Genomic DNA, 20,745 nt, shown 5'->3' with positions numbered 1-20,745 from the left:
ACCCATGAAAGCAGCAGGGTCCGACACTCGCACAAGTTGATTCACACCAGTTCGGGTTGCGGTTTCGGCTGCGGCGCCGGTGCGGCCTTCAGCTCCCACAGAGTGGTGGTCCGCGCGTAACCGTAGATCACGGAGATCATCGCCAGAATGAGAAGCGGTCCGAACACCCACGGATGTGCGGCCATTTCCACCGGCAGATAGCGATACGACACCAAGAGCGCGGCGAAGACCGTCACGCCGTAAGCGACCAGCTGTATCCCTGACCGGTCCCAGCCACGGTCGTGCGAGCGCAGAGCCGCCTCGATCGTGAGCACGAACACCACACCGGCAATGAGATCCACGCCGTAGTGGTAGCCGAATCCCAGCGTCGCGCCGAGCGTGGCAATCAGCCAGAAGGTGCCTGCGAAGCGCAGAATCCGCGGGCCCTTGCGGGAATGAATGAAGATCGCGGTGGCCCACGCGGTGTGCAGGCTGGGCATGCAGTTGCGCGGGGTGATCTGGTCGTACGGCATCGCGTGCGGGGTGGTGAGCGGTGGCGGCACGTCCGGCCACAGGTTGGCCAGCGCCCAGTGCCCGCCGCCGGTGCCGAAGGCGCCGGTGCCGTAGGCGAAGACCGGTCCGACCACCGGAAAGATCATGTAGATGCCCGGCCCGAGCAGGCCGATCAGCAGAAAGGTGCGCACCAGGTGATGGCTCGGGAAGCGGCGCTCGACCGCCACGTTCGTGATCGGCGGTTGCCACGTACTGGTCGAGCACCGCCGGGCGGGTCTTGGACGTGATGAGCAGCCAGGTGTCGCCCGTCTTGCGGCCGGCCACCAGCAGCAGGCCCAGCGCGGCGCCCTTCAGCAGCAGGACGCGTTCCCGGCCGGTGCGGCGCGTGACGGCGATGACCGCACAGCCCAGAATCACCCACAGCGCGCCGTTGCCGAAGGGGTGGCCGTCAGTGGTCCTGACGTCGAACGCCCACCGCACCAACACGAGGACGACGTCGATGCCGATCGCGGCACCCACCGCGATGAACCGTTGCCGCCAGGTGAGCACCACCATCATCAACGCCATACTGGCGTACAGCAGAAACCCCGATTTGGGGGCGAATATCACCTCTCGTGCCTGGCTGGCGATCGGCCCCGGTAGGCCGTATCGGCGCGCGGCGATCTCCAGCGCGATGAGGAATCCGAGGGCTGTCACGCCTGCCGTGGCCCACAGGATGTTTCTGCGTCTTGTTCGGGAGGATGCCCGCGGTGATATAGGTATCAATTGTGGTGGTTTGGTCGATTTGATATGTATTGGCTAAATAGGTTGCTTATCGCGGTGAATGGCATTGTTTTCCGGTCCGGGATGGGCGATTGGGGCGATCGACATGAGTTCGATCATGTTATCCGAGTGGAATTCCCGTGCCGATACCTTGGACGGGACTCAAACTGCGGCCATGAATGGAGATGCCATTGCCCCTGCGGCCGCGACGCGGCGCTCAGTTCCACTGGGATGCCACCAGAGTCCAGGAAGTCAGCCGAGAGCGACGCCGGGGATGAAGGCCACGAGTCCGGAGAGGAAACTGCCGACTGCGGCCAGTGTGACGAGGGTGGCTTTCGCGTCCGAGAAGAGGCCGGAGCAAAACTCGCGTACTTGGCGTCGAAGGAGCAGCATCTTCAGCTTCTGCCAGCGATGTTGGCGGATGTGGCAGCCCATGAGAAGACCGGTTGCGTTGTTCCGGCAACCGTCCACCCTGCCCCTCACTGGGGCCCCGCATGTAACGGGTGCCTGGAAGAAGCACCAGATCAGCACCAGTGCCGACATGGCTGCGACGACCACTGGCCCCGCGGCTCTGTTGATCCAGGCGGCGATGAGAACAGCGGCGGCGATGATGCCCCACCACTGGCCCAGTCCACCGAGTCGACTGCTCCTTGCCCCCGAAGTCGCCATGCCTGTAATCGTGGCGACAGGTTCCGCGAATCATGCCCCGGAAGAGTGGTTCGACCGAAAGTGGGCTCAAGGAAGGCTGACACCCGGGGCACCCGGCTTACCCCGACCGTGCCGCCGATTGCAGCCGTTGCCGCTCGTCAGAGGCCGGTCGGGTGGGTGGAGAGCCAGTCCGCGTGCCGGTCGCGTAGTTGGTCCCGTTCGGCCGGCGTCGCGAGGATGACGTCTGCGCCCCCGTCGTAGGGGTGGTGGATACGTCGAAGGTCGGTGTCGGTGACGAAAACCTCGGCAAGCCTGTCGTCCGCGACGGCGCGCAGGAGCTCGTCGGCGCAGCCGTGTCGCCACGGCCGTCGGTCGGCGTAGAGACGTGTGTGGGTGTGGAACTCCGCGTGTGGGTCGTCCTCGTCCTCGTCCGGCTCGTTCCACCAGCGGACGCCGTCGGCGTGCAGCGCCTGGCGCGGTTCCGGGTGGTACGCGGGGCCGTCCGGTGTGTCCGACCAGTCCGCCGTCACCACGAAAACCTCTGTGCCGGCGAACAGCTCGTCGAGGATCGTGTTGTACCGCTCCAGCGCAGTTGCGTACTCGCCCGGGGACTCCGGGTAGCGCTTCGAGCCGGGGAGGCTGTGGAAGCGCACCCAGCGGTCCGCGTACGTACTGCGGAATGTGTGGGCGATGGGCGGGCCCGACGGCTGTCGGGCCCGCCACAGAGCTGCGAGCAGCGTCGGTGTGACGCCAGTGCTCACCCGTCGGCCTTGGCCACGCCGATCGGGCAGGAGACCCCGGTGCCACCGATCCCGCAGTAACCGGCCGGGTTCTTGTCCAGGTACTGCTGGTGATACCCCTCCGCCGGATAGAACGCCCGACCCTCCGCCGACAGGACCTCCGTCGTGATCGTGCCGTAGCCCGAGCCCGTCAGGACCTTCTGGTAGGACTCGCGGGAGGCCTCGGCCGTCTTGGCCTGTTCCGGGGTGTGGGTGTAGATCGCGGAGCGGTACTGGGTGCCGACGTCGTTGCCCTGGCGGAAGCCCTGGGTGGGGTCGTGGGCCTCCCAGAAGGTCTTCAGGAGGCGTTCGTACGAGATCACGCTCGGGTCGAAGACGACGCGGACGACCTCCGTGTGGCCGGTCAGGCCCGAGCACACCTCCTCGTACGTGGGGTTCTCGGTGTGGCCGCCCTGGTAGCCGACCAGGGTCGTCCACACGCCCGCCGGAAGCTGCCAGAACTTGCGCTCGGCACCCCAGAAGCAGCCCAGACCGAAGTCGGCGATCTCGAGGCCCTCGGGGTAAGGGCCGAGCAGAGGGTTGCCGAGGACCGTGTGGCGGTCGGGGACCGTGAAGGCCGGCTCGGGGCGGCCCTGCAGCGCCTGCTCGGGGGTGGGCAGGACGGGCGTACGGCCGAAGAGCATGAGGGGTTCCTTCCTCGCGGGACTCACGGGTCTCACGGGGTCTCTCGGACCCCGCGGGCCGGGGCCACGGCTGCGGTACGTCGGCAGGGGTACCTCCCCACCGGGCGGTACCCCCTTCAACGTACGGGCGTGTTCTCAGATTCCGCCCCGCCCCCTCACCACCTGCGCCGCGCTGTAGTCCCGCTGCCGCACGTATGCCTTGATCATCCTGTTCCGGCCGCCCGCGTACCACCACGGCAGGGCGTCGATGTATCCGTCGATCAGCCGGAACTGCTCCACCGCGGCCTCGTACCGGTCCTGCCAGAACAGCAGGCTGGCCAGCAGGTGGCGGACCTGCGGGAGCCGCCGGTCGTCAGGGTTCGCGGCGCTCGCGGCCGCCACGTCGACCAGGGCGGCGTCGACCGCCGCGACGACGACCGGGCGCTTGTAGAACTCGTCCTGCTCCAGGTCGTCGTGCGCCATCTCATACTCGACGTACGCCTCCAGCGGCAGCACGCTCAGCAACTGGCCCGGCTGCCCCTTCTCGGCGGCGGCCCGGGCGAAACTCTCCGCCAGCTCGTGCGAGCCACGCCACTTCGCGCACCAGTACTGGAGGGCGGAGGAGTGCGCTGCCAGGTGGTGCGGGTCGCGCCTGACGATCTCGGCCCAGAGCTCCTCGAACTTCTGGTGCGAATGGCCGAGGCCCTTCGCCAGCGGGATCTCCACGATGAACGGGCACGGATCGTCGCCCGCGAGGGCCTGCGCGTGCGCGCATGCCTCCCGGGCCTGGCCCAGGACGCGGTGGAAGCCCGCGGCCTGTTCCTGCGTCGTGTACTTGGCGTACGCCGCGCCCCGTATCTCCCAGGCGAGGTAGATCAGCGACTGGGCGAACACGAGAGCCGCGTCGGCGTCCTTTGGCCGCTCGGACTTCCAGGCCAGCAGCCAGGCATCGTCCTTGACGGCCTCCCGCGCCAGTGCACCGGAACGCCGGTCCCGCTCCTGCCAGTCCCGCCCCGCCTCGGCCAGGAACTCCGCTCCGGCCTTCCAGTCCCCGGCCCGCACAGCTTCCTTCGCGGCCGTGGTCCGTGGGTCGGGAGCGTAGCCATGGTCGGTGTCCAGCTGCTCGGCGGGCAGGAAGCCCAGCTTGGCGGCGGCCTTCGCCATGCCGCGATGGTGCATGGTCCCCTTCGGGGCCGTCTTCTGGCGCTTGCGGTACCAGGAATAGATCATGAAAAGGAGGATGATCAGCGGGATCAGGCGAGCCATGGGTGTCTGACGTCCTTGAGCGGTGACGGGGGAGCGGGGACGGGGGGAGCGGGGACGGGGTGAGGGTCCGCGCCGGATGTCGGGTCAGTCCGTCTGCGCCAGCAGTCGGTGAGGATCCCGCGTGTCCGGTACGTCCGCCACCGCCGCGTCCGTCAAGGACAGCTCCCAGTGGGCCCGGCCGAGGCGGGCGAGCCCGGCGACGGCCATGCGGGAGTGCCGGGCGCGCACCTGGGGGCGTGCGCACTCGCGGGCGGCGCGGCCCGTGGCGGCCTGCGCCTCCTTCGACTTGGGCAGATGGAACCCGGCGAGCAGGTCAAGAGCGCGCACCGCGCGCAGAGTTGTCCCCATGATGGGCAAACCCCCACGAGAAATGGACATGACGAACTTGTGGGGGGAAGCGGAGTATGCACTACCGCAGGTCAGCGCAGCAATGCCGGGGTTGTGACGGTACCCGTGAGGCCGCTCAGTGCGGCAGCGTCGCCGGGCTGCCGCCGTTCGCCTCGTAGCCCGCCACCGCCAGCGCGCGGTAGACCGCGAACTCCGCGGCGGGGTCGGCGGAGAGGGTCCAGGGGAGGGCGCCGACGTGGCCGTCGACCGCTATCAGCTGGTTCATGGCCTCCGCCCAGCGCTCGCCGCGGACCAGGAAGAAGACCAGCAGATGGCGTACGTGCGCCAGCATCGGGTCGTCGGGGCGGGCCGCGTGCACCGCGTACAGCGCGCCGTGGATCGCCTTCGTCACGACCTCGCTCTGATAGAAGCCGCTGACCAGGTTCACCTCGGGCAGATGCTCGAAGACCGCGAAAAGCGGCATGGCGGCTAGCAGGGAGCCCTGGGGGGCGCGGGCCGCGGCCGCTTCCGCGAAGTCGTACGCCAGCTTGCGCGAGCCGTGCCACTTCTCGCACCAGTAGTGCAGGGCCGCCAGGTGCGCGCCCATGTGGGCCGGGGCGCGGTCCAGGATCTTCAGCCAGAGCTGCTCGAACTCCGGCTGGGAGTAGGCGAGTCCGCGCGCGACCGACAGCTCGATGATGTACGGGATCGGGTCACCGGGGGCGAGCAGCGCCGCGTCGCCGCACGCCGACTTCGCCTCCTCCATGATGATCCGGAACTCGTCCGTGCCCGGCGTCGCCGTGCGCCACGCCTGCTGCACCAGGAACTCCGCGTGTACGGCCGCCCCGCCCGCGTCCTTGGGCTGCTCGGCCCGCCACACGCGCAGCCACTGCCCGCCCGGCGCCTCGCTGACCCCGCCCGGCCGCTGCTGCAGCTCCAGCGACGCGGCGCCGGCGAAGGCCTGCACCCGCTGCCAGCGCACCTCGCCCTCCGCCTCCGTGCCGGCCAGCAGCTGCGAGGCCGCGCGGTAGTCCTGGGTGCGCTGCACCAGGTCCAGGACGTCCAGCAGGTCCTGGTCGGGGCCGGGCATGCGGACGTCCAGCTCCTCCTGCCGTACGAAGCCGTAGTTCGCCGGGTCCGCGGCGTCCGGGTGGCCCGGCGGGACCTGCTCGATCATGCCCCGCCGACGCCTCATGAACGGCACCAGCACAAAGCCGATCATGACGAGCGCGATCAGGACCCAGAGAATCTCCATGCCTCCAGCGTTCCAGACGCCGCCGACATATGGCCAACGAGGTCGGGGACCTGTGGAGAAAGGGTTCTGTGGGGATCGGGCCGGTGGGGCTGTGGGCTCGGCCGGGGAACTGCCTGTCCGGCGTTTCGCGGAGGGCCCAAAATCCGCCGCGCATGGTGGTCCGGCCCAGCCGACGGAGTCACCCGCCCGGTTCGCGCATTACGCTCGGTGCCCATGAGTGACAGGCACATCAGTCAGCACTTCGAGACCCTGGCCATCCACGCGGGCAACACCGCCGATCCCCTGACCGGCGCCGTCGTCCCGCCGATCTACCAGGTCTCGACCTACAAGCAGGACGGCGTGGGCGGCCTGCGCGGCGGCTACGAGTACAGCCGTAGCGCCAACCCGACCAGGACCGCACTGGAGGAGAACCTCGCCGCCCTGGAGGGCGGCCGCCGGGGTCTCGCGTTCGCGTCCGGACTGGCGGCCGAGGACTGCCTGTTGCGTACGCTGCTCAGCCCCGGCGACCACGTGGTCATCCCCAACGACGCGTACGGCGGCACGTTCCGCCTCTTCGCGAAGGTCGTCGCCCGGTGGGGCGTGGAATGGTCGGTCGCCGACACCAGCGATCCGTCCGCCGTACGGGCCGCCATCACCCCGAAGACGAAGGTCGTCTGGGTGGAGACCCCGTCCAATCCGCTGCTCGGCATCACCGACATCGCCGCCGTCGCCCAGATCGCCCGGGACGCGGGCGCGAAGCTCGTCGTCGACAACACCTTCGCCACGCCGTACCTCCAGCAGCCGCTGTCCCTCGGCGCCGACGTCGTGGTGCACTCCCTGACCAAGTACATGGGCGGCCACTCGGACGTCGTCGGCGGCGCGCTGATCGTCAGCGACCCGGACCTGGGCGACGAACTGGCCTTCCACCAGAACGCGATGGGCGCGGTCGCCGGGCCCTTCGACTCCTGGCTGGTGCTGCGCGGCACCAAGACGCTGTCGGTGCGCATGGACCGGCACAGCGAGAACGCCACGAAGATCGCCGACATGCTCACCCGGCACGCGCGCGTGACGAACGTTCTGTACCCGGGCCTGCCCGAGCACCCCGGTCACGAGGTCGCCGCGAAGCAGATGCGGGCGTTCGGCGGCATGGTCTCCTTCCAGGTCGCCGGCGGCGAGGAGGCGGCCGTCGAGGTCTGCAACCGTGCCAAGGTGTTCACGCTCGGCGAGTCCCTGGGCGGCGTGGAGTCCCTCATCGAGCACCCCGGCCGGATGACCCACGCCTCCGCGGCCGGCTCGGCCCTGGAGGTCCCCGCCGACCTCGTCCGCCTCTCGGTGGGCATCGAGAACGTCGACGACCTCCTGGAGGACCTCCAGCAGGCGCTCGGCTAGGGCCTGTCCGGCGGAGCGGTGTCTGGTGCGTGCAGCTGCAAGGCGGAGGAGGGAGTCGACGCGGAGCGTCGGCGACCGACGACAACGCGGCTGGGGGTCCCCCCTCTGGGGGAGTGCGTGCCGGGCACCGCGACGCCGGCATGATCCGCCGGACAGGCCCTGGTCCAGGGGCCTGCAGGAAGGGTTCACCAGCCCGTCAGCGGTGGAGTCGTCTCCGACGGCGGCTCCACCCACGGCCGGGCCATCAGCGCCCACACCACGAATGCCACCGTCGCGGCGAACAGCAGCAGCCACATCAGGCGTACGGCGGCCGTCCTGCGGCGCAATATGCGGCCACCGCGCCGCACGACCTCCGCGTACAGCTCCGGCGGCACCGGCGGCGGCGTGCGCTCCATGATCTGCCGTGCGGCCGCCTCACGTTGGCTTCGATTCACGGCGACGCCACCTTCGCTCCGAGCACGCGCGGTGCGGGCCCCCGCTGCGGATGCAGCAGGGTCGCCGTCGCCCGGTCGCAGATCGCGTGGACACGCTCCCTGGGCAGGCCGAGCAGGGCCGCCGCCTGTTCCTCGGCGACACCCTCATACAGCCGCAGGACCAGGATCAGGCGTTCCTGCGGGGAGAGCCGGGCGAGCGGGCTGTCGGGGTGCGGGCGGGACCGGCCGAGGGCGCCCAGGCCGCCGTACTGATGCCAGGCGGCGCGGGAGAAGCGGGTGGCCAGATACTGGCGGGCGCGGTCGTACGGGTCCTCGCCGCGCAGCCGGTCCCAGCACGCGTACGTGTGCGCGAGGGACAGCGTCAGCAGGCGCCGCGCGCGCGGATTGTCGTCCGGGGGCTCCGCGGTGAGCAGCGTCGCGGCATGCAGCAGCCGCCCTGCCGCGCCCGCGACGAACGCCTCGAACTCCCGGGCCCGGCGGGCGTCCTGGGCCGCACGCCGTCGTCCCACCGCCCCTCCTGCCTGAACGCCCCGAGGAACCGGGCCCCGGCCACACGCGCGACACGTCGGGCGCACGGGAAGAGGACCCGGTTTCATATGAGGCCAGCGGCGGCGCAGGGTCAAGAGCCGGGAGCCGGCCGATCACATGAGCACGCGCGCGTACCCGTGCCCGTATCGGGATGGGGCGGCGGGGGCGAGACCGGATCCGGCGCGCACTGGGCGAGCGCCCGCCCCGCCGAACTGCCTCTCAGGACGCCGCAGGCGACTCCGCGCCCGAGATCCCCTGCGCCGCCATCCGAGAGGAGAGCGCGGTGTTGAAGCGGGTGAGGAGCGTGCAGAACGCCTCGCGCTCCTCCGGGGCCCAGTCGTGTGTCAGCTCGGCCATCAACTGACGCCGCGACGAACGCACTTCCTCCAGCCGCGACTGCCCGCGCGGGGACAGCTGGAGCACCACCGCCCGCCCGTCCTCGGGGTGCGAGGTGCGCTTGACGAGCCCCGTGTCCACGAGCGGCGCGACCTGCCGGGTGACCGTCGACGAGTCGATCCCCATGCTCGCGGCGAGCGCCTTGACGCCCATGGGGCCTTCCTTGTCGAGGCGGTTGAGCAGCAGGTATGCGGCGCGGTCCATGGAGTTGCGCACCTGCCCGACCCCACCGAGCCGGGTCTGTTCGGCACGACGGGCGAACACCGCCACCTCGTGCTGCAGCGTGTCGAGGAGACCGCTGTCAGCGACGGTCGTCATGTCCATCGACATTTCAGGTGTTGTGGGCATGGCCGGGGGCTCACTTCATGAAGGGGGTGCTGGGTTGGGGGACAGGGTACGCGGCCCGGACGCGGGCTGTACCGGCGCTGCGCAAACACATCTCGGTGCTTGGTCACACCAGGGCGCCCCGCCTGTGAACTGCGAGACTTGAGTCATGAGCTACAGCACGGCTGACTCCTTGCCTCCCGTCACGCTCGACGACGTACGCGGCGCCCAGAAGATGCTGACGGGCGTGGCGCGGGTGACGGCGATGGAGGGCAGCAGGCACCTGTCCCAGCTGGTGGGCGCGCCGGTGCACTTCAAGTGCGAGAACCTCCAGCGGACCGGATCGTTCAAGCTGCGCGGCGCCTACGTCCGGATCGCCGGGCTGCTCCCGGAGGAGCGGGCGGCGGGGGTCGTGGCCGCCAGCGCCGGCAACCACGCGCAGGGCGTCGCCCTGGCGTCGTCGCTGCTCGGCGTGGGCTCCACGGTGTTCATGCCGAAGGGCGCCCCGCTGCCGAAGATCAGCGCCACCCGGGACTACGGCGCCGAGGTGCGCCTGCACGGACAGGTGGTCGACGAGACGCTGGCCGCCGCGCAGGAGTACGCGGCCGAGACGGGCGCGGTGTTCATTCACCCCTTCGACCACGCCGACATCATCGCGGGCCAGGGCACGGTCGGCCTGGAGATCCTCGAACAGTGCCCGGAGGTGCGGACGATCGTCGTCGGCATCGGCGGCGGAGGGCTCGCGGCGGGCATCGCGACGGCGGTGAAGGCGCTGCGGCCCGACGTGCGGATCGTGGGCGTACAGGCGGCGGGCGCGGCGGCGTACCCTCCCTCGCTGGCGGCCGGGCGCCCGGTCGCGGTCGACAACCCGGCGACGATGGCCGACGGCATCAAGGTCGGACGGCCCGGTGACGTGCCGTTCCGGATCATCGGCGACCTGGTGGACGAGGTCCGCACGGTCACCGAGGACGAGCTGGCCACCGCCCTGTTGCTGTGCCTGGAGCGGGCCAAGCTGGTCGTCGAACCGGCCGGGGCGAGCCCCGTCGCGGCACTGCTGAGCGACCCCGGCGCCTTCGAGGGCCCGGTCGTCGCGGTGCTGTCCGGCGGCAACGTCGACCCGCTGCTGCTGCAGCGCGTCCTGCGGCACGGCATGGCCGCGCAGGGCCGTTACCTGGCCGTACGGCTGCGGCTGACGGACCGGCCGGGCGCGCTCGCCACGCTTCTCGGGGTGTTGTCAGTGGTGGACGCTAACGTCCTCGATGTGAGCCACGTACGGACCGACCCACGGCTCGGGCTCACGGAGGCGGAGGTCGAGCTGCACCTGGAGACGAAGGGCACTGCGCACTGCGTCGAGGTCGGCCAGGCCCTGCGCGAGGCGGGCTACACGGTCATCGGCTGAGGCGCGGGCGGGCGAAAGCCCAGGTCGGAGGCTCTTTGTCGCTCATTCGGGTAAATCCGTTGAGGGACGCGATACATCGCGTTATGGTGTGTCTCGTATCCTCGCCGCAGCGCTGAGTGATGGCGCGGAACGAAAAGTGCAAACCAACCTAGGCTTTCCGAAGTTTCCCCGACGACGTGGAGATTCATATGCCAGGCGCCATCTATGCCGAAGGCCTGGTGAAGACCTTCGGTGACGTAAGGGCTCTGGACGGCGTCGACCTCGATGTCCCCGAGGGCACGGTCCTCGGCCTGCTCGGGCCGAACGGCGCGGGCAAGACGACGGCCGTCCGCTGTCTGACCACCCTGTTGCGCCCCGACAGCGGCTCGGCGGTCGTAGCGGGCATCGACGTCCTCAAGCATCCCGACGCCGTGCGCCGCTCCATCGGCCTGTCCGGCCAGTTCGCGGCGGTCGACGAGTACCTCACCGGCCGCGAGAACCTGCAGATGGTCGGCCAGCTCTACCAGATGAAGGCGAAGGCGGCGAAGGCCCGCGCGGTCGAACTGCTGGAACAGTTCGATCTCGCCGACGCCGCCGACCGTCCCACGAAGACCTACTCCGGCGGCATGCGCCGCCGCCTCGACCTCGCGGCCGCCCTCGTCGTCTCACCGCCCGTGATGTTCATGGACGAGCCGACGACCGGCCTCGACCCGCGCAACCGTCAGCTGCTGTGGGAGGTCATAAAGCGGCTGGTCTCGGGCGGTACGACGCTGCTGCTGACCACCCAGTACCTCGAAGAGGCCGATCACCTCGCGCACGAGATCGCGGTGGTCGACCACGGCCACGTCATCGCCACGGGCACCTCCGACCAGCTCAAGGCACGCACCGGCGGTGAGCGCGTCGAGGTCGTGGTGCACGAGCGCGAGGACATCCCGACCGCCTCCGAGGTCCTGCGCGGCTTCGGCAAGGGCGGCACCACGGTCGAGGACCACATGCGCAAGCTCACCGTGCCCGTGACCGGAGGCGCCAAGCTTCTCGCCGAGGTCATCCGCGAACTCGACACCCGCGGCATCGAGATCGACGACATCGGGCTGCGCCGCCCGACCCTCGACGACGTGTTCCTGTCCCTGACGGGACACGTCGCCGAGGTGAAGGACGAGGAGAACGGTAAGGAGGCCGTCAAGTGAGTGCTCTCGACGCCGTGCGGGTCGCGCCGGCCACGAACCCGGTCAGTCAGTCCGTCCGGGACTCGATGGTCGTCGCAAAGCGCAATTTGATTCGAATGTCCCGAATTCCAGAGATGATCATTTATGGTCTCATTCAGCCCATCATGTTCGTGGTGCTGTTCACCTACGTCTTCGGCGGCTCCATGCAGATCGGGAGCAGCACCAGCGCCGTCGACTACAAGAACTTCCTGATGGCGGGCATCTTCGCGCAGACCGTCACCTTCGCCACCGCCAGCTCCGGCGCGGGCATCGCCGACGACATGCACAAGGGGCTCATCGACCGCTTCCGCTCCCTGCCCATGGCCAGGGGCGCGGTGCTCACCGGGCGTACCTTCGCCGACCTCGTCCAGACCGCCCTGACCCTGGTCGTCCTGGCGGTGGTGGCCCTGCTGGTCGGCTGGCGCGTCGGGTCGGACGGAAGCACCGACGCGGGCAGGGTGCTGGCGGCCTTCGGGCTGCTGCTCCTGCTCGGGTACGCGTTCACCTGGATCGGCGCCCTGATCGGCATGTCCGTGCGTACCCCCGAGGCGGCCACGTCCAGCGGGCTGATCTGGCTCTTCCCGGTCACCTTCATCTCGAACGCGTTCGTGGACACCAGCCATATGACCCCGTGGCTGCGTCACGTCGCCGACTGGAACCCCTTCAGCGCCACGGTCCAGGCCTGCCGCGAGCTCTTCGCCAATCCGGGGGTCTCACCCTCGGACGCCTGGCCCATGCAGCACCCGGTCTGGGCCTCGTTGATCTACTCGGCCCTGATCATCGTGGTGTTCCGCACCCTCGCGGTACGCAAGTACCGCTCGGCGACGGCGTGAGGAGGCCCAGATGTGACGAAACCCCCGGCTCCACATGGGCGCCGGGGGCTCGTCAGGGACATGCCGGGCGGGGGCGACCGCCGCACGGTCCGGGTCAGCCGCTGTAGGGCTCGGCCTTCAGGATCTTCACCGAGGCCTTCTTGCCGTTCGGCAGCTCGTACTCCGCGTCCTCGCCGACCTTGTGGCCGATCACGCCGGAACCCAGCGGGGACTGCGGGGAGTACGTCTCGATGTCGGAGCTCGCGTACTCGCGGGAGGCGAGCAGGAAGGTCATCGTGTCGTCCTCGTCACCGTCGAAGGCGATCGTCACGACCATGCCGGGCGCCACCGCACCGTCCGCCGAAGCCGGCGCTTCGCCGACCTTGGCGTTCTCCAGGAGCTGGGTCAGCTGGCGCACACGGAGCTCCTGCTTGCCCTGCTCTTCCTTGGCCGCGTGGTACCCGCCGTTTTCACGCAGGTCGCCCTCCTCGCGCGCGGCCGCGATCTTGGCGGCGATGTCCGTGCGCGCAGGACCAGACAGGTACTCCAGCTCGGCCCTGAGCTGGTTGTACGCCTCCTGGGTCAGCCAGGTGACGTTCTCGCTGGTCTGGGTCACAGGTGCTCCTCGTAGGTACTGGGAATACAAAGCATCGCCCTACCCAGAAGAATGTTCCTTCACGGATGGGCGAAACCACGAGCCTAACAATTCAATGCCCGAAGGGGGAGGACATAAGCCATCAGAATCGCGTCAACGCAGGTCAGCGCCTATGGATTCCGGACGAAGCCGGTCGGTGTCGACCAGGGTCGGTCGGTTCCGGTCGATGGGCCGGGTGGCGGGTCAGCCGGCGTGGCAGCCGAGCAGCTCGGCGGTCGTCCCCTGGGACGTCGTACGGAGCGTGACGACCTTGTCGATCCGGGTGGCGTCGCCGTCGAAGCGGAAGTCGGCCCGGCCGACCTCGGCGCCGCTCTCCGCCTGGGAGCGCAGCGTGCAGTAGCCGGAGGCGCCGGCGTCCTTGCGGACCTCGAGGTGGACCTTCACCGCGTCCTTGCCGATGTCGAACTCGATCACCTCGGCGCTGATCTTGTTCTGGCCGACGTAGTGGTAGCCGAAGTAGCCGACCAGTGCCAGCAGTGCCACTCCGAGGGCGGTGCCGACGACCTTGAGCGTGCGGTCGGAGCGCGCGTCCGAGGAGCGGCCGTAGCGGCCCTCGGGCAGCCGCGTGCTCGCCGTACTCATGATCGTCCTCTCGGCAGGGGCGGGACGGATCTCCCGAAAAGGGGCCTGCGGGCCGTACCCCGGAATTATCCGCCCCCCGATTCGGTCACTATAGAAGCCGCCGATCGCACCGGTTCACTCCGGGGCGCCGACTTATGAGGATTGAGTCTTGACTGACCAGTTGCGACTGATGGCCGTCCACGCCCACCCCGACGACGAGTCGAGCAAGGGCGCGGCCACCATGGCGAAGTACGTGTCCGAGGGGGTGGACGTGCTGGTCGTGACCTGCACGGGTGGGGAGCGCGGCTCCATCCTCAATCCCAAGCTGCAGGGTGACAAGTACATCGAGGAGCACATCCACGAGGTGCGCAAGAAGGAGATGGACGAGGCCCGCGAGATCCTCGGGGTCAAGCAGGAGTGGCTGGGCTTCGTCGACTCCGGGCTGCCCGAGGGCGACCCGCTGCCCCCGCTCCCCGAGGGCTGCTTCGCCCTGGAGGACGTCGACAAGGCCGCCGGTGAGCTGGTGAAGCAGATCCGCTCGTTCCGTCCCCAGGTGATCACCACCTATGACGAGAACGGCGGCTACCCGCACCCCGACCACATCATGACCCACAAGATCTCGATGGTGGCGTTCGAGGGCGCGGCGGACACCGAGAAGTACCCGGAGTCGGAGTTCGGGCCCGCGTACCAGCCGCGGAAGCTCTACTACAACCAGGGCTTCAACCGCCCCCGCACCGAGGCGCTGCACCAGGCCATGCTCGACCGCGGCATGGAGTCCCCCTACGGCGACTGGCTCAAGCGCTGGGACGAGTTCGGTATGAAGCAGCGCACGCTCACCACGCACGTCCCGTGCGGCGACTTCTACGAGATCCGTGACAAGGCCCTGATCGCGCACGCCACGCAGATCGACCCCGACGGCGGCTGGTTCCGGGTTCCGCTCGAGCTCCAGAGGGAGGTCTGGCCGACGGAGGAGTACGAGCTGGCGAAGTCCCTCGTCGATACCTCCCTCCCCGAGGACGACCTCTTTGCGGGCATCCGCGACAATGCCTGACATGAGCGCAAGCGCAAGCCTGGCAATGACACAGCTCGCCACCCTCGCCAAGGAGGTGGACGAGGACAAGGTCACCCCCGGTGTCCTCGGCTTCATCGTCTTCGCGGTGATGGCCTTGGCGGTGTGGGGTCTGATGAAGTCCATGAACCGCCACATGAGCAAGGTCGACTTCAAAGAGGCCCCGGACCCGAAGGCGGACGCCGGGGACGCCGCGCCCTCCGGCACGGCGAAGCCGCGCCAGAGCTGACAGGGAGGGGGGGCGCCGGCGTCGGCCCGCCGCGTCCACCGCACGCCTCGCACGAGCGCGTCTCCTCGGCACGGTCCGTCACGGACGGGTGTGACGGACCGTACGGCCCGACGGTCCGCGGGCCCACGCCCGCCGACGGGCCGCAGGCCTACGCCCCGGCGGCGACCCCCACCCCCATGACCTCCCGCGCATGCCGGTTGGGCACCATGCCGAGCCGCCAGGCCTGCCACCCCTCCTCCAGGTCCACCCCGCGCTCCAGCACGAGCAGATACGCCTCGACGTAGTCGCTCAGCTTCCCGTCCCGCAGCGCATGCCCGTCGCGCCCCAGCTGGGCCAGTTCCTCCTGCGCCACAGCCGTCCCGACCTCGACACCCCCCGGCGCCGCATACGGCAGCAGCGTGCCGCGCAGGAAGCGGGCCCAGTCCTCGCCCCTGCGGTCGCCGTAGGACACGAACAGGCCGACCGCGTCGTCGCACAGGGTCAGCGCCTGCTGCGTACGGCTGTTCCCGGCGTCCACCACGGCCAGCTCCAGGCACGTCCACGCCTCGCCGTGTGCCACGCCGATGCGGTGGAAGTCGGCGCGGGCGTCGACCAGGAGCTGGCGGGCGAAACCGGAGTTGCGCAGGGAGCCCGTCTGGGCGGCCCGCTGGTCCCGCGTCACCCGCGCCGAGTGGTGCCGGGCGCAGGCCAGGCCGTACACGTCCCGCATGCGGGAGAACATCGTGCGTGAACGTTCCAGCTCCCGTACGGCGAGGTCCAGGTTGCCCGTCTCCTCCAGGGCCTGGCCCAGGTAGTACACGGACCACGCCTCGCCGCGCGCGTCCTCGTTGTCGCGGTGGTGGGAGGCCGCCTGGCGCAGGCCGTCCACCGCCGGGGACGGATCGCCGGCGACCAGGCGGGCGCGGGCGAGCTGAGTCATCGCCCACGCCTCGCCGCGGGCGTCGCGGGTGCGGCCGTACAGGTCCAGGGCCGTCCGCAACTCCGACTCCGCACGCGGTACGTCTCCCATGCGCAAGCCCAGCTGGCCGAGCTGGAAGTGGGCCCAGGCCTCGCCGTGGATCGATTCGCCCGCGCGGTGCAGGGCGAGGGAGTCGGTCAGGAGGCCCAGTGCCTCGGAGACGCGGCCACGGTCCCGTTCCACCGCCGCCAGCGCGTGCATGGTCCAGGCGCGGTCCGTCGCCAGGGCTGGGGCCGACTGCAGGTCCAGGGCCTCGCGGAGCTTGGTCGCCGCCTCGGTGAGGTTGCCCTGGTGGTGCAGCGTGATGCCGAGGGAACACAGGGCGCGGGCCGCGCCCGCGTCGTGCTGGGCCTCCATGTAGAGGTCGACCACCGAGGTCAGCGTCGTGCGGGCCTTGTCCAGTTCGCCGAGCTGGCGGGCCGCGATGCCCGTACGCCACTGCACCGAGCGGACCAGCAGGCCCTGGTCCACGGCCTGCGCCAGCTCGCTGATCTCGCCGAGGCGGTAGAGGTCGCCGCGCAGCAGGCAGTAGTCGCACAGCGCGCCCAGCAGGTTCAGGACCGCCGCCTGGTTCACGTCCTCCGCGTGCCGCAGCGCCGCCGTGATGAAGCTCGACTCGTCGTCCAGCCAGCGCAGCGCGTCGTCCGGCGAGGTGAAGCCGTGCGGGCTGAAGCGGTCCGAGCGGGTCGACATGTTGCCGTCGACCAGGCGTAGGACCGAGTCGGCGAGGTCGGCGTAGTTCACGATCAGCCGCTCCTGTGCCGCCGTACGCTCCGACGGCTCCTCCTCGTCGAGGAGGCGGGCGTGGGCGAAGGCGCGGACCAGGTCGTGCAGGCGGTAGCGGTTGCCGCGGACGTGGTCGATCAGGCCCGACCGGGACAGGGCCGCCAGGTGGCGGGTCGCCTCCGCCTCGTCCGTGGCCAGCAGCGATGCCGCCGCTGCCGCGCCCAGCGATGCCCGGCCCGCCAGCGCGAGCCTGCGCAGCAGACGCCTCGCCGACTCCGACTGGTCGGTGTAGCGCAGCCACAGCACCCGCTCGATCGGCTCCACCGGGCCGTACGCGCCCAGGTCCGTCGCCAGCGTGCGCGGGGAACGCGGGCCCAGCGACGAGCCCGCGATGAGCAGCGCCAGCGGCAGCCCGCCGCACAACTCCCGTATCCGGTCGGCGGATTCGGCGTCGTAGGGAGCCGAGGAATCCTGCGCCGCCGCGGTCAGCAGCTCCTCCGCACCGGCCGCGTCCAGCGGCTGAACCGGCAGCTGGTGCACCCAGGCGGCGAGATCCGCGGGCAGGTCGAGGGGCTCGCGGGCGGTGACCAGGACCAGGCTGTCGCAGCGCTCGGGGACGAGGGTGCGGACCTGCTCCGGGTCCGAGGCGTCGTCCAGTACGACGGTGACCGGGAGGCCGGTGAGGTGCTGGTGGTAGAGCTCGCCCAGCCGCTTGACCTGCTGGTCCGCCGAGGAGCGCTCGCGGAACAGGAGCTGCTCGCGCGGGGCGCCCAGACGGTTCAGCAGATGCAGCAGCGCGTCCCTGGTGGACAGCGGCGGCTCCTCTGCCGTGTCGCCGCGCAGGTCCACCACGCACGCGCCGCGGAACTGGTCCTTCAGGTCGTGGGCCGCGCGGACCGCCAATGCCGTACGGCCGCTGCCGGGCGCCCCGTGCAGCACGACGACCGTCGGCTTGGTCTCCGTACTCGCGCGTGCCGCCTGCACCCACTGCCGGATGCGCGCCATCTCCTGCCTGCGGCCCGCGAACGGACCCGTCGGCTCCGGAAGTTGGCCGAACGACTGCTCCAGCAGGTTCCGCCCCCGGGCCGCCGCGCTCTTGTCCGCGCCCTTGAGCCGCGGCCCCGTCTTCTTCGGGCCGGTGGACGCGCTCAGCACCCGCTGCTGGTCGAGGAAGGGACGGATGCCCCGTACCTCCAGCGCCGTCAGCCACTGCAGCCGCAGCTGCTGCGGGCCGCCGGGCTGGCCGACGGCGCCCGCGCGGTGGTGCGCGGCGGGCAGATGCGTGCCGGCCACCTTCACGACCGTCGCCGCCGCGCCCACGACACCGACGGTCACGCCCGCGCCCACCGCGGTGCCCGTGCCCGTGCCGAGCGCCAGGTCGGTGACGACGGCTGCGAGGGCCGCGACGCCCGCCACCATCAGCGGCGTACTGCCGCCCTCCCGCGCGAACCGCTGCCCGAACGTCAGCCGGCCGGCCTCCGCCTCGTCCAGCGCGCGCGTATACGCCTCGTACTCCTCGGCCGCCGTCTGCGCCATGGCGTCCAACGCCCCGCGCGCCCGTGACAACAGCACCTGCCCGTCGATGCGCCCGCCCGAGCGCCGCACTTCCTCCTCCACGGCCCGGGCCAACAGCCGCTCGGCTTCCGCCCGATGACTGTCCCGCATGTCTCGTCCCCCTCCGGCGGCAACGGCTTTCCCGGTCCCTTCCCGGATTTCCGTAGGTCAAGTGTGCTGCGGACGGTGCGTTGTGGGGAGAGGGCCGACTCGCGGGGAGAGATGCGGAGATCACCGTGGATCAATGAGCGCATCGCATACGACCACGGCTGGACGCGCTGGGCTGAGGAGCGTGTTCCACGAGCGGTGGCCCCTGTGGGGCAGGATGGAGGTATGCCGAACCGACTGGCTCACGAAACGTCCCCGTACCTGCTCCAGCATGCCGACAATCCGGTCGACTGGTGGCCCTGGTCGGAAGAGGCCTTCGAGGAGGCACGGCAGCGGGAGGTTCCGGTGCTGCTGAGCGTCGGATATTCGAGCTGCCACTGGTGCCATGTGATGGCGCACGAGTCCTTCGAGGACCAGGAGACCGCCGACTACCTCAACGCCCACTTCGTCAGCGTCAAGGTCGACCGCGAGGAACGCCCCGACGTGGACGCCGTCTACATGGAGGCCGTCCAGGCGGCCACCGGCCAGGGCGGCTGGCCCATGACCGTCTTCCTCACCCCCGACGCCGAGCCCTTCTATTTCGGCACCTACTTCCCGCCCGCCGCCCGGCACGGCATGCCGTCCTTCCGGCAGGTGCTGGAGGGCGTGCGCAGCGCGTGGGCCGACCGGCGTGACGAGGTCGCCGAGGTCGCCGGGAAGATCGTGCGGGATCTCGCCGGGCGGGAGATCTCCTACGGCGGTACCGAGGCGCCCGGTGAGGAGGACCTCGCCCAGGCGCTGCTCGGGCTCACCCGGGAGTACGACCCGCAGCGCGGCGGGTTCGGGGGCGCGCCCAAGTTTCCGCCGTCCATGGTGATCGAGTTCCTGCTGCGCCACCATGCCCGGACCGGGGCCGAGGGCGCCTTGCAGATGGCGCAGGACACCTGCGAGCGGATGGCCCGGGGCGGGATCTACGACCAGCTCGGCGGCGGGTTCGCGCGCTACTCCGTCGACCGCGACTGGGTCGTGCCGCACTTCGAGAAGATGCTGTACGACAACGCCCTGCTGTGCCGCGTGTACGCGCACCTGTGGCGTGCCACCGGCTCGGAGCTGGCTCGCCGGGTCGCCTTGGAGACCGCCGACTTCATGGTGCGCGAACTGCGGACCGACGAGGGCGGATTCGCCTCCGCGCTCGACGCCGACAGCGACGACGGGACGGGCAAGCACGTCGAGGGCGCGTACTACGTCTGGACTCCGCAGCAGCTGCGTGAGGTGCTCGGTGACGACGACGCGGAGCTCGCCGCCGCCTACTTCGGCGTCACCGAGGAAGGCACCTTCGAGCAGGGTTCCTCTGTGCTCCAACTCCCGCAGCACGAGGGCGTGTTCGACGCCGAGAAGGTCGCCTCCGTCAAGGAACGCCTGCTCTCCGCGCGGGCCGACCGCCCCGCCCCCGGCCGTGACGACAAGATCGTCGCCGCCTGGAACGGCCTCGCGATCGCCGCCCTCGCCGAGACCGGCGCCTACTTCGACCGCCCCGACCTCGTGGACGCCGCCCTCGGCGCCGCCGACCTCCTCGTGCGGCTGCACCTCGACGACGCCGCCCGCCTCGCCCGCACCAGCAAGGACGGGCACGTCGGCGCGAACGCGGGCGTGCTGGAGGACTACGGCGACGTCGCCGAGGGCTTCCTCGCGCTCGCCTCGGTCACCGGTGAGGGCGTCTGGCTGGACTTCGCCGGGTTCCTGCTCGACCACGTCCTGGCCCGCTTCGTCGACGAGGAGTCCGGCGCCCTCTACGACACCGCCGCCGACGCCGAGCAACTGATCCGCCGCCCCCAGGACCCCACCGACAACGCCGCCCCCTCCGGCTGGAGCGCGGCGGCCGGCGCCCTGCTGAGCTACGCCGCGCAGACCGGTGCCGAGCCTCATCGGGCCGCCGCGGAGAAGGCGTTGGGCGTCGTGAAGGCCCTCGGCCCGCGCGTGCCCCGCTTCATCGGCTGGGGTCTGGCCGTCGCCGAGGCCAACCTCGACGGGCCGCGTGAGGTCGCGGTCGTAGGACCGGCGATGGATGACCCCGCCACAAAGGCCCTGCACCACACGGCACTTCTCGCTACCGCCCCGGGCGCGGTCGTGGCCGTAGGTACTCCGGAGAGTGACGAGTTTCCGCTCCTCGTTGACCGGCCCCTGCAGCAGGGTCAACCCGCGGCTTACGTCTGCCGTAACTTCACCTGCGATGCCCCGACCGCCGATCCGGACCGGTTGCGAACCGTGCTGACCAGCTGAAACGGCAGCGTGTATGGGGCAGTTACGCA

Annotated in this window: 19 protein-coding genes and 1 pseudogene; 7 read left to right on the top strand and 13 right to left on the bottom strand. The window is 70.4% G+C overall.

Annotated features, from left to right (window positions below):
* Positions 1–41: 41 nt before the first annotated feature.
* The 7 genes and pseudogenes from ADL12_RS39515 to ADL12_RS39485 form a co-directional block, all read right to left on the bottom strand.
* Positions 42–1,209: pseudogene (locus tag ADL12_RS39515) on the bottom strand (DUF5933 domain-containing protein).
* 297 nt (positions 1,210–1,506) lie between these two features.
* A complete protein-coding gene (locus tag ADL12_RS57305; protein WP_062712354.1) occupies positions 1,507–1,923 on the bottom strand; it encodes a hypothetical protein in 417 nt (138 codons plus the stop codon).
* Positions 1,924–2,060: 137 nt separating this feature from the next.
* A complete protein-coding gene (locus ADL12_RS39505) occupies positions 2,061–2,663 on the bottom strand; it encodes a DUF3885 domain-containing protein (RefSeq protein ID WP_244188219.1) in 603 nt (200 codons plus the stop codon).
* Positions 2,660–3,325: a peptide-methionine (S)-S-oxide reductase MsrA gene (msrA, locus tag ADL12_RS39500; protein ID WP_062712351.1), complete on the bottom strand. Its 666-nt coding sequence runs from the start codon at positions 3,323–3,325 to the stop codon at positions 2,660–2,662. The genes ADL12_RS39505 and msrA overlap by 4 nt, the downstream gene beginning before the upstream one ends.
* Positions 3,326–3,460: 135 nt before the next feature.
* The gene (locus tag ADL12_RS39495; protein ID WP_062712348.1) at positions 3,461–4,570 is read right to left on the bottom strand and encodes a hypothetical protein; all 1,110 of its coding nucleotides are present in this window, start codon (positions 4,568–4,570) and stop codon (positions 3,461–3,463) included.
* A gap of 84 nt (positions 4,571–4,654) precedes the next feature.
* Positions 4,655–4,918 carry a hypothetical protein gene (locus tag ADL12_RS39490; RefSeq protein ID WP_159053427.1) on the bottom strand — a complete coding sequence of 88 codons (264 nt, stop codon included), beginning with the start codon at positions 4,916–4,918 and terminating at the stop codon, positions 4,655–4,657.
* Positions 4,919–5,033: 115 nt separating this feature from the next.
* Positions 5,034–6,152 carry a hypothetical protein gene (locus ADL12_RS39485; RefSeq protein WP_062712343.1) on the bottom strand — a complete coding sequence of 373 codons (1,119 nt, stop codon included), beginning with the start codon at positions 6,150–6,152 and terminating at the stop codon, positions 5,034–5,036.
* Positions 6,153–6,365: 213 nt separating this feature from the next.
* Here ADL12_RS39485 and ADL12_RS39480 point away from each other — a divergent pair, with 213 nt between their 5' ends.
* Positions 6,366–7,520 (top strand): cystathionine gamma-synthase, encoded by a 1,155-nt coding sequence (locus ADL12_RS39480; RefSeq protein ID WP_062712339.1) that lies wholly within the window; start codon positions 6,366–6,368, stop codon positions 7,518–7,520.
* Between the two features lie 185 nt (positions 7,521–7,705).
* Here ADL12_RS39480 and ADL12_RS57300 read toward each other — a convergent pair whose 3' ends face one another.
* The 3 genes from ADL12_RS57300 to ADL12_RS39465 form a co-directional block, all read right to left on the bottom strand.
* The gene (locus ADL12_RS57300; protein WP_062712337.1) at positions 7,706–7,954 is read right to left on the bottom strand and encodes a hypothetical protein; all 249 of its coding nucleotides are present in this window, start codon (positions 7,952–7,954) and stop codon (positions 7,706–7,708) included.
* Positions 7,951–8,463 (bottom strand): sigma factor-like helix-turn-helix DNA-binding protein, encoded by a 513-nt coding sequence (locus ADL12_RS39470; protein ID WP_062712336.1) that lies wholly within the window; start codon positions 8,461–8,463, stop codon positions 7,951–7,953. Before ADL12_RS39470 ends, ADL12_RS57300 begins: the two co-directional genes overlap by 4 nt.
* A 238-nt stretch (positions 8,464–8,701) precedes the next feature.
* Positions 8,702–9,208: a MarR family winged helix-turn-helix transcriptional regulator gene (locus tag ADL12_RS39465; protein WP_208614709.1), complete on the bottom strand. Its 507-nt coding sequence runs from the start codon at positions 9,206–9,208 to the stop codon at positions 8,702–8,704.
* 163 nt (positions 9,209–9,371) lie between these two features.
* Between ADL12_RS39465 and ilvA the strand changes: the two genes are divergently transcribed.
* The 3 genes from ilvA (at position 9,372) to ADL12_RS39450 (ending at position 12,618) form a co-directional block, all read left to right on the top strand.
* Complete coding sequence (gene ilvA / locus ADL12_RS39460; RefSeq protein WP_062712333.1) at positions 9,372–10,601, top strand: threonine ammonia-lyase; 1,230 nt, start codon at positions 9,372–9,374, stop codon at positions 10,599–10,601.
* A gap of 188 nt (positions 10,602–10,789) precedes the next feature.
* Entirely contained in the window at positions 10,790–11,767 is a 978-nt protein-coding gene (locus tag ADL12_RS39455) for an ATP-binding cassette domain-containing protein (RefSeq protein ID WP_062712330.1), read from the top strand.
* Positions 11,764–12,618 (top strand): ABC transporter permease, encoded by an 855-nt coding sequence (locus ADL12_RS39450; RefSeq protein ID WP_062712318.1) that lies wholly within the window; start codon positions 11,764–11,766, stop codon positions 12,616–12,618. Before ADL12_RS39455 ends, ADL12_RS39450 begins: the two co-directional genes overlap by 4 nt.
* Positions 12,619–12,712: 94 nt before the next feature.
* On the opposite strand, the gene greA is transcribed toward ADL12_RS39450, so the two are convergent.
* Both greA and ADL12_RS39440 read right to left on the bottom strand, forming a co-directional pair.
* Positions 12,713–13,213, bottom strand: a complete 501-nt coding sequence (gene greA, locus ADL12_RS39445) for a transcription elongation factor GreA (protein ID WP_062712306.1) — start codon at positions 13,211–13,213, stop codon at positions 12,713–12,715.
* A 222-nt stretch (positions 13,214–13,435) separates the two neighbouring features.
* Positions 13,436–13,834 carry a DUF4307 domain-containing protein gene (locus ADL12_RS39440; RefSeq protein ID WP_062712291.1) on the bottom strand — a complete coding sequence of 133 codons (399 nt, stop codon included), beginning with the start codon at positions 13,832–13,834 and terminating at the stop codon, positions 13,436–13,438.
* Between the two features lie 169 nt (positions 13,835–14,003).
* Here ADL12_RS39440 and mca point away from each other — a divergent pair, with 169 nt between their 5' ends.
* A complete protein-coding gene (gene mca / locus ADL12_RS39435; protein WP_062712288.1) occupies positions 14,004–14,864 on the top strand; it encodes a mycothiol conjugate amidase Mca in 861 nt (286 codons plus the stop codon).
* Positions 14,857–15,111 carry a hypothetical protein gene (locus tag ADL12_RS39430; RefSeq protein WP_079052518.1) on the top strand — a complete coding sequence of 85 codons (255 nt, stop codon included), beginning with the start codon at positions 14,857–14,859 and terminating at the stop codon, positions 15,109–15,111. The genes mca and ADL12_RS39430 overlap by 8 nt, the downstream gene beginning before the upstream one ends.
* Positions 15,112–15,259: 148 nt before the next feature.
* Here the strand turns inward: ADL12_RS39430 and ADL12_RS39425 are convergent, their stop codons facing one another.
* Complete coding sequence (locus tag ADL12_RS39425; RefSeq protein WP_062712283.1) at positions 15,260–18,460, bottom strand: tetratricopeptide repeat protein; 3,201 nt, start codon at positions 18,458–18,460, stop codon at positions 15,260–15,262.
* A 222-nt stretch (positions 18,461–18,682) separates the two neighbouring features.
* On the opposite strand from ADL12_RS39425, the gene ADL12_RS39420 reads away from it, so the two are divergent.
* On the top strand, positions 18,683–20,716 hold the full coding sequence (locus tag ADL12_RS39420) for a thioredoxin domain-containing protein (RefSeq protein ID WP_062712280.1): 2,034 nt from the start codon (positions 18,683–18,685) through the stop codon (positions 20,714–20,716).
* Positions 20,717–20,745: the final 29 nt, after the last annotated feature.

It is taken from the genome of Streptomyces regalis (genome assembly GCF_001509475.1).
In the GTDB taxonomy this organism is placed as follows: Bacteria; Actinomycetota; Actinomycetes; order Streptomycetales; family Streptomycetaceae; genus Streptomyces; species Streptomyces regalis.
The sequence above is the reverse complement of the archived record's forward strand: the minus strand, read 5'-3'. Positions and strand labels throughout refer to the sequence as shown.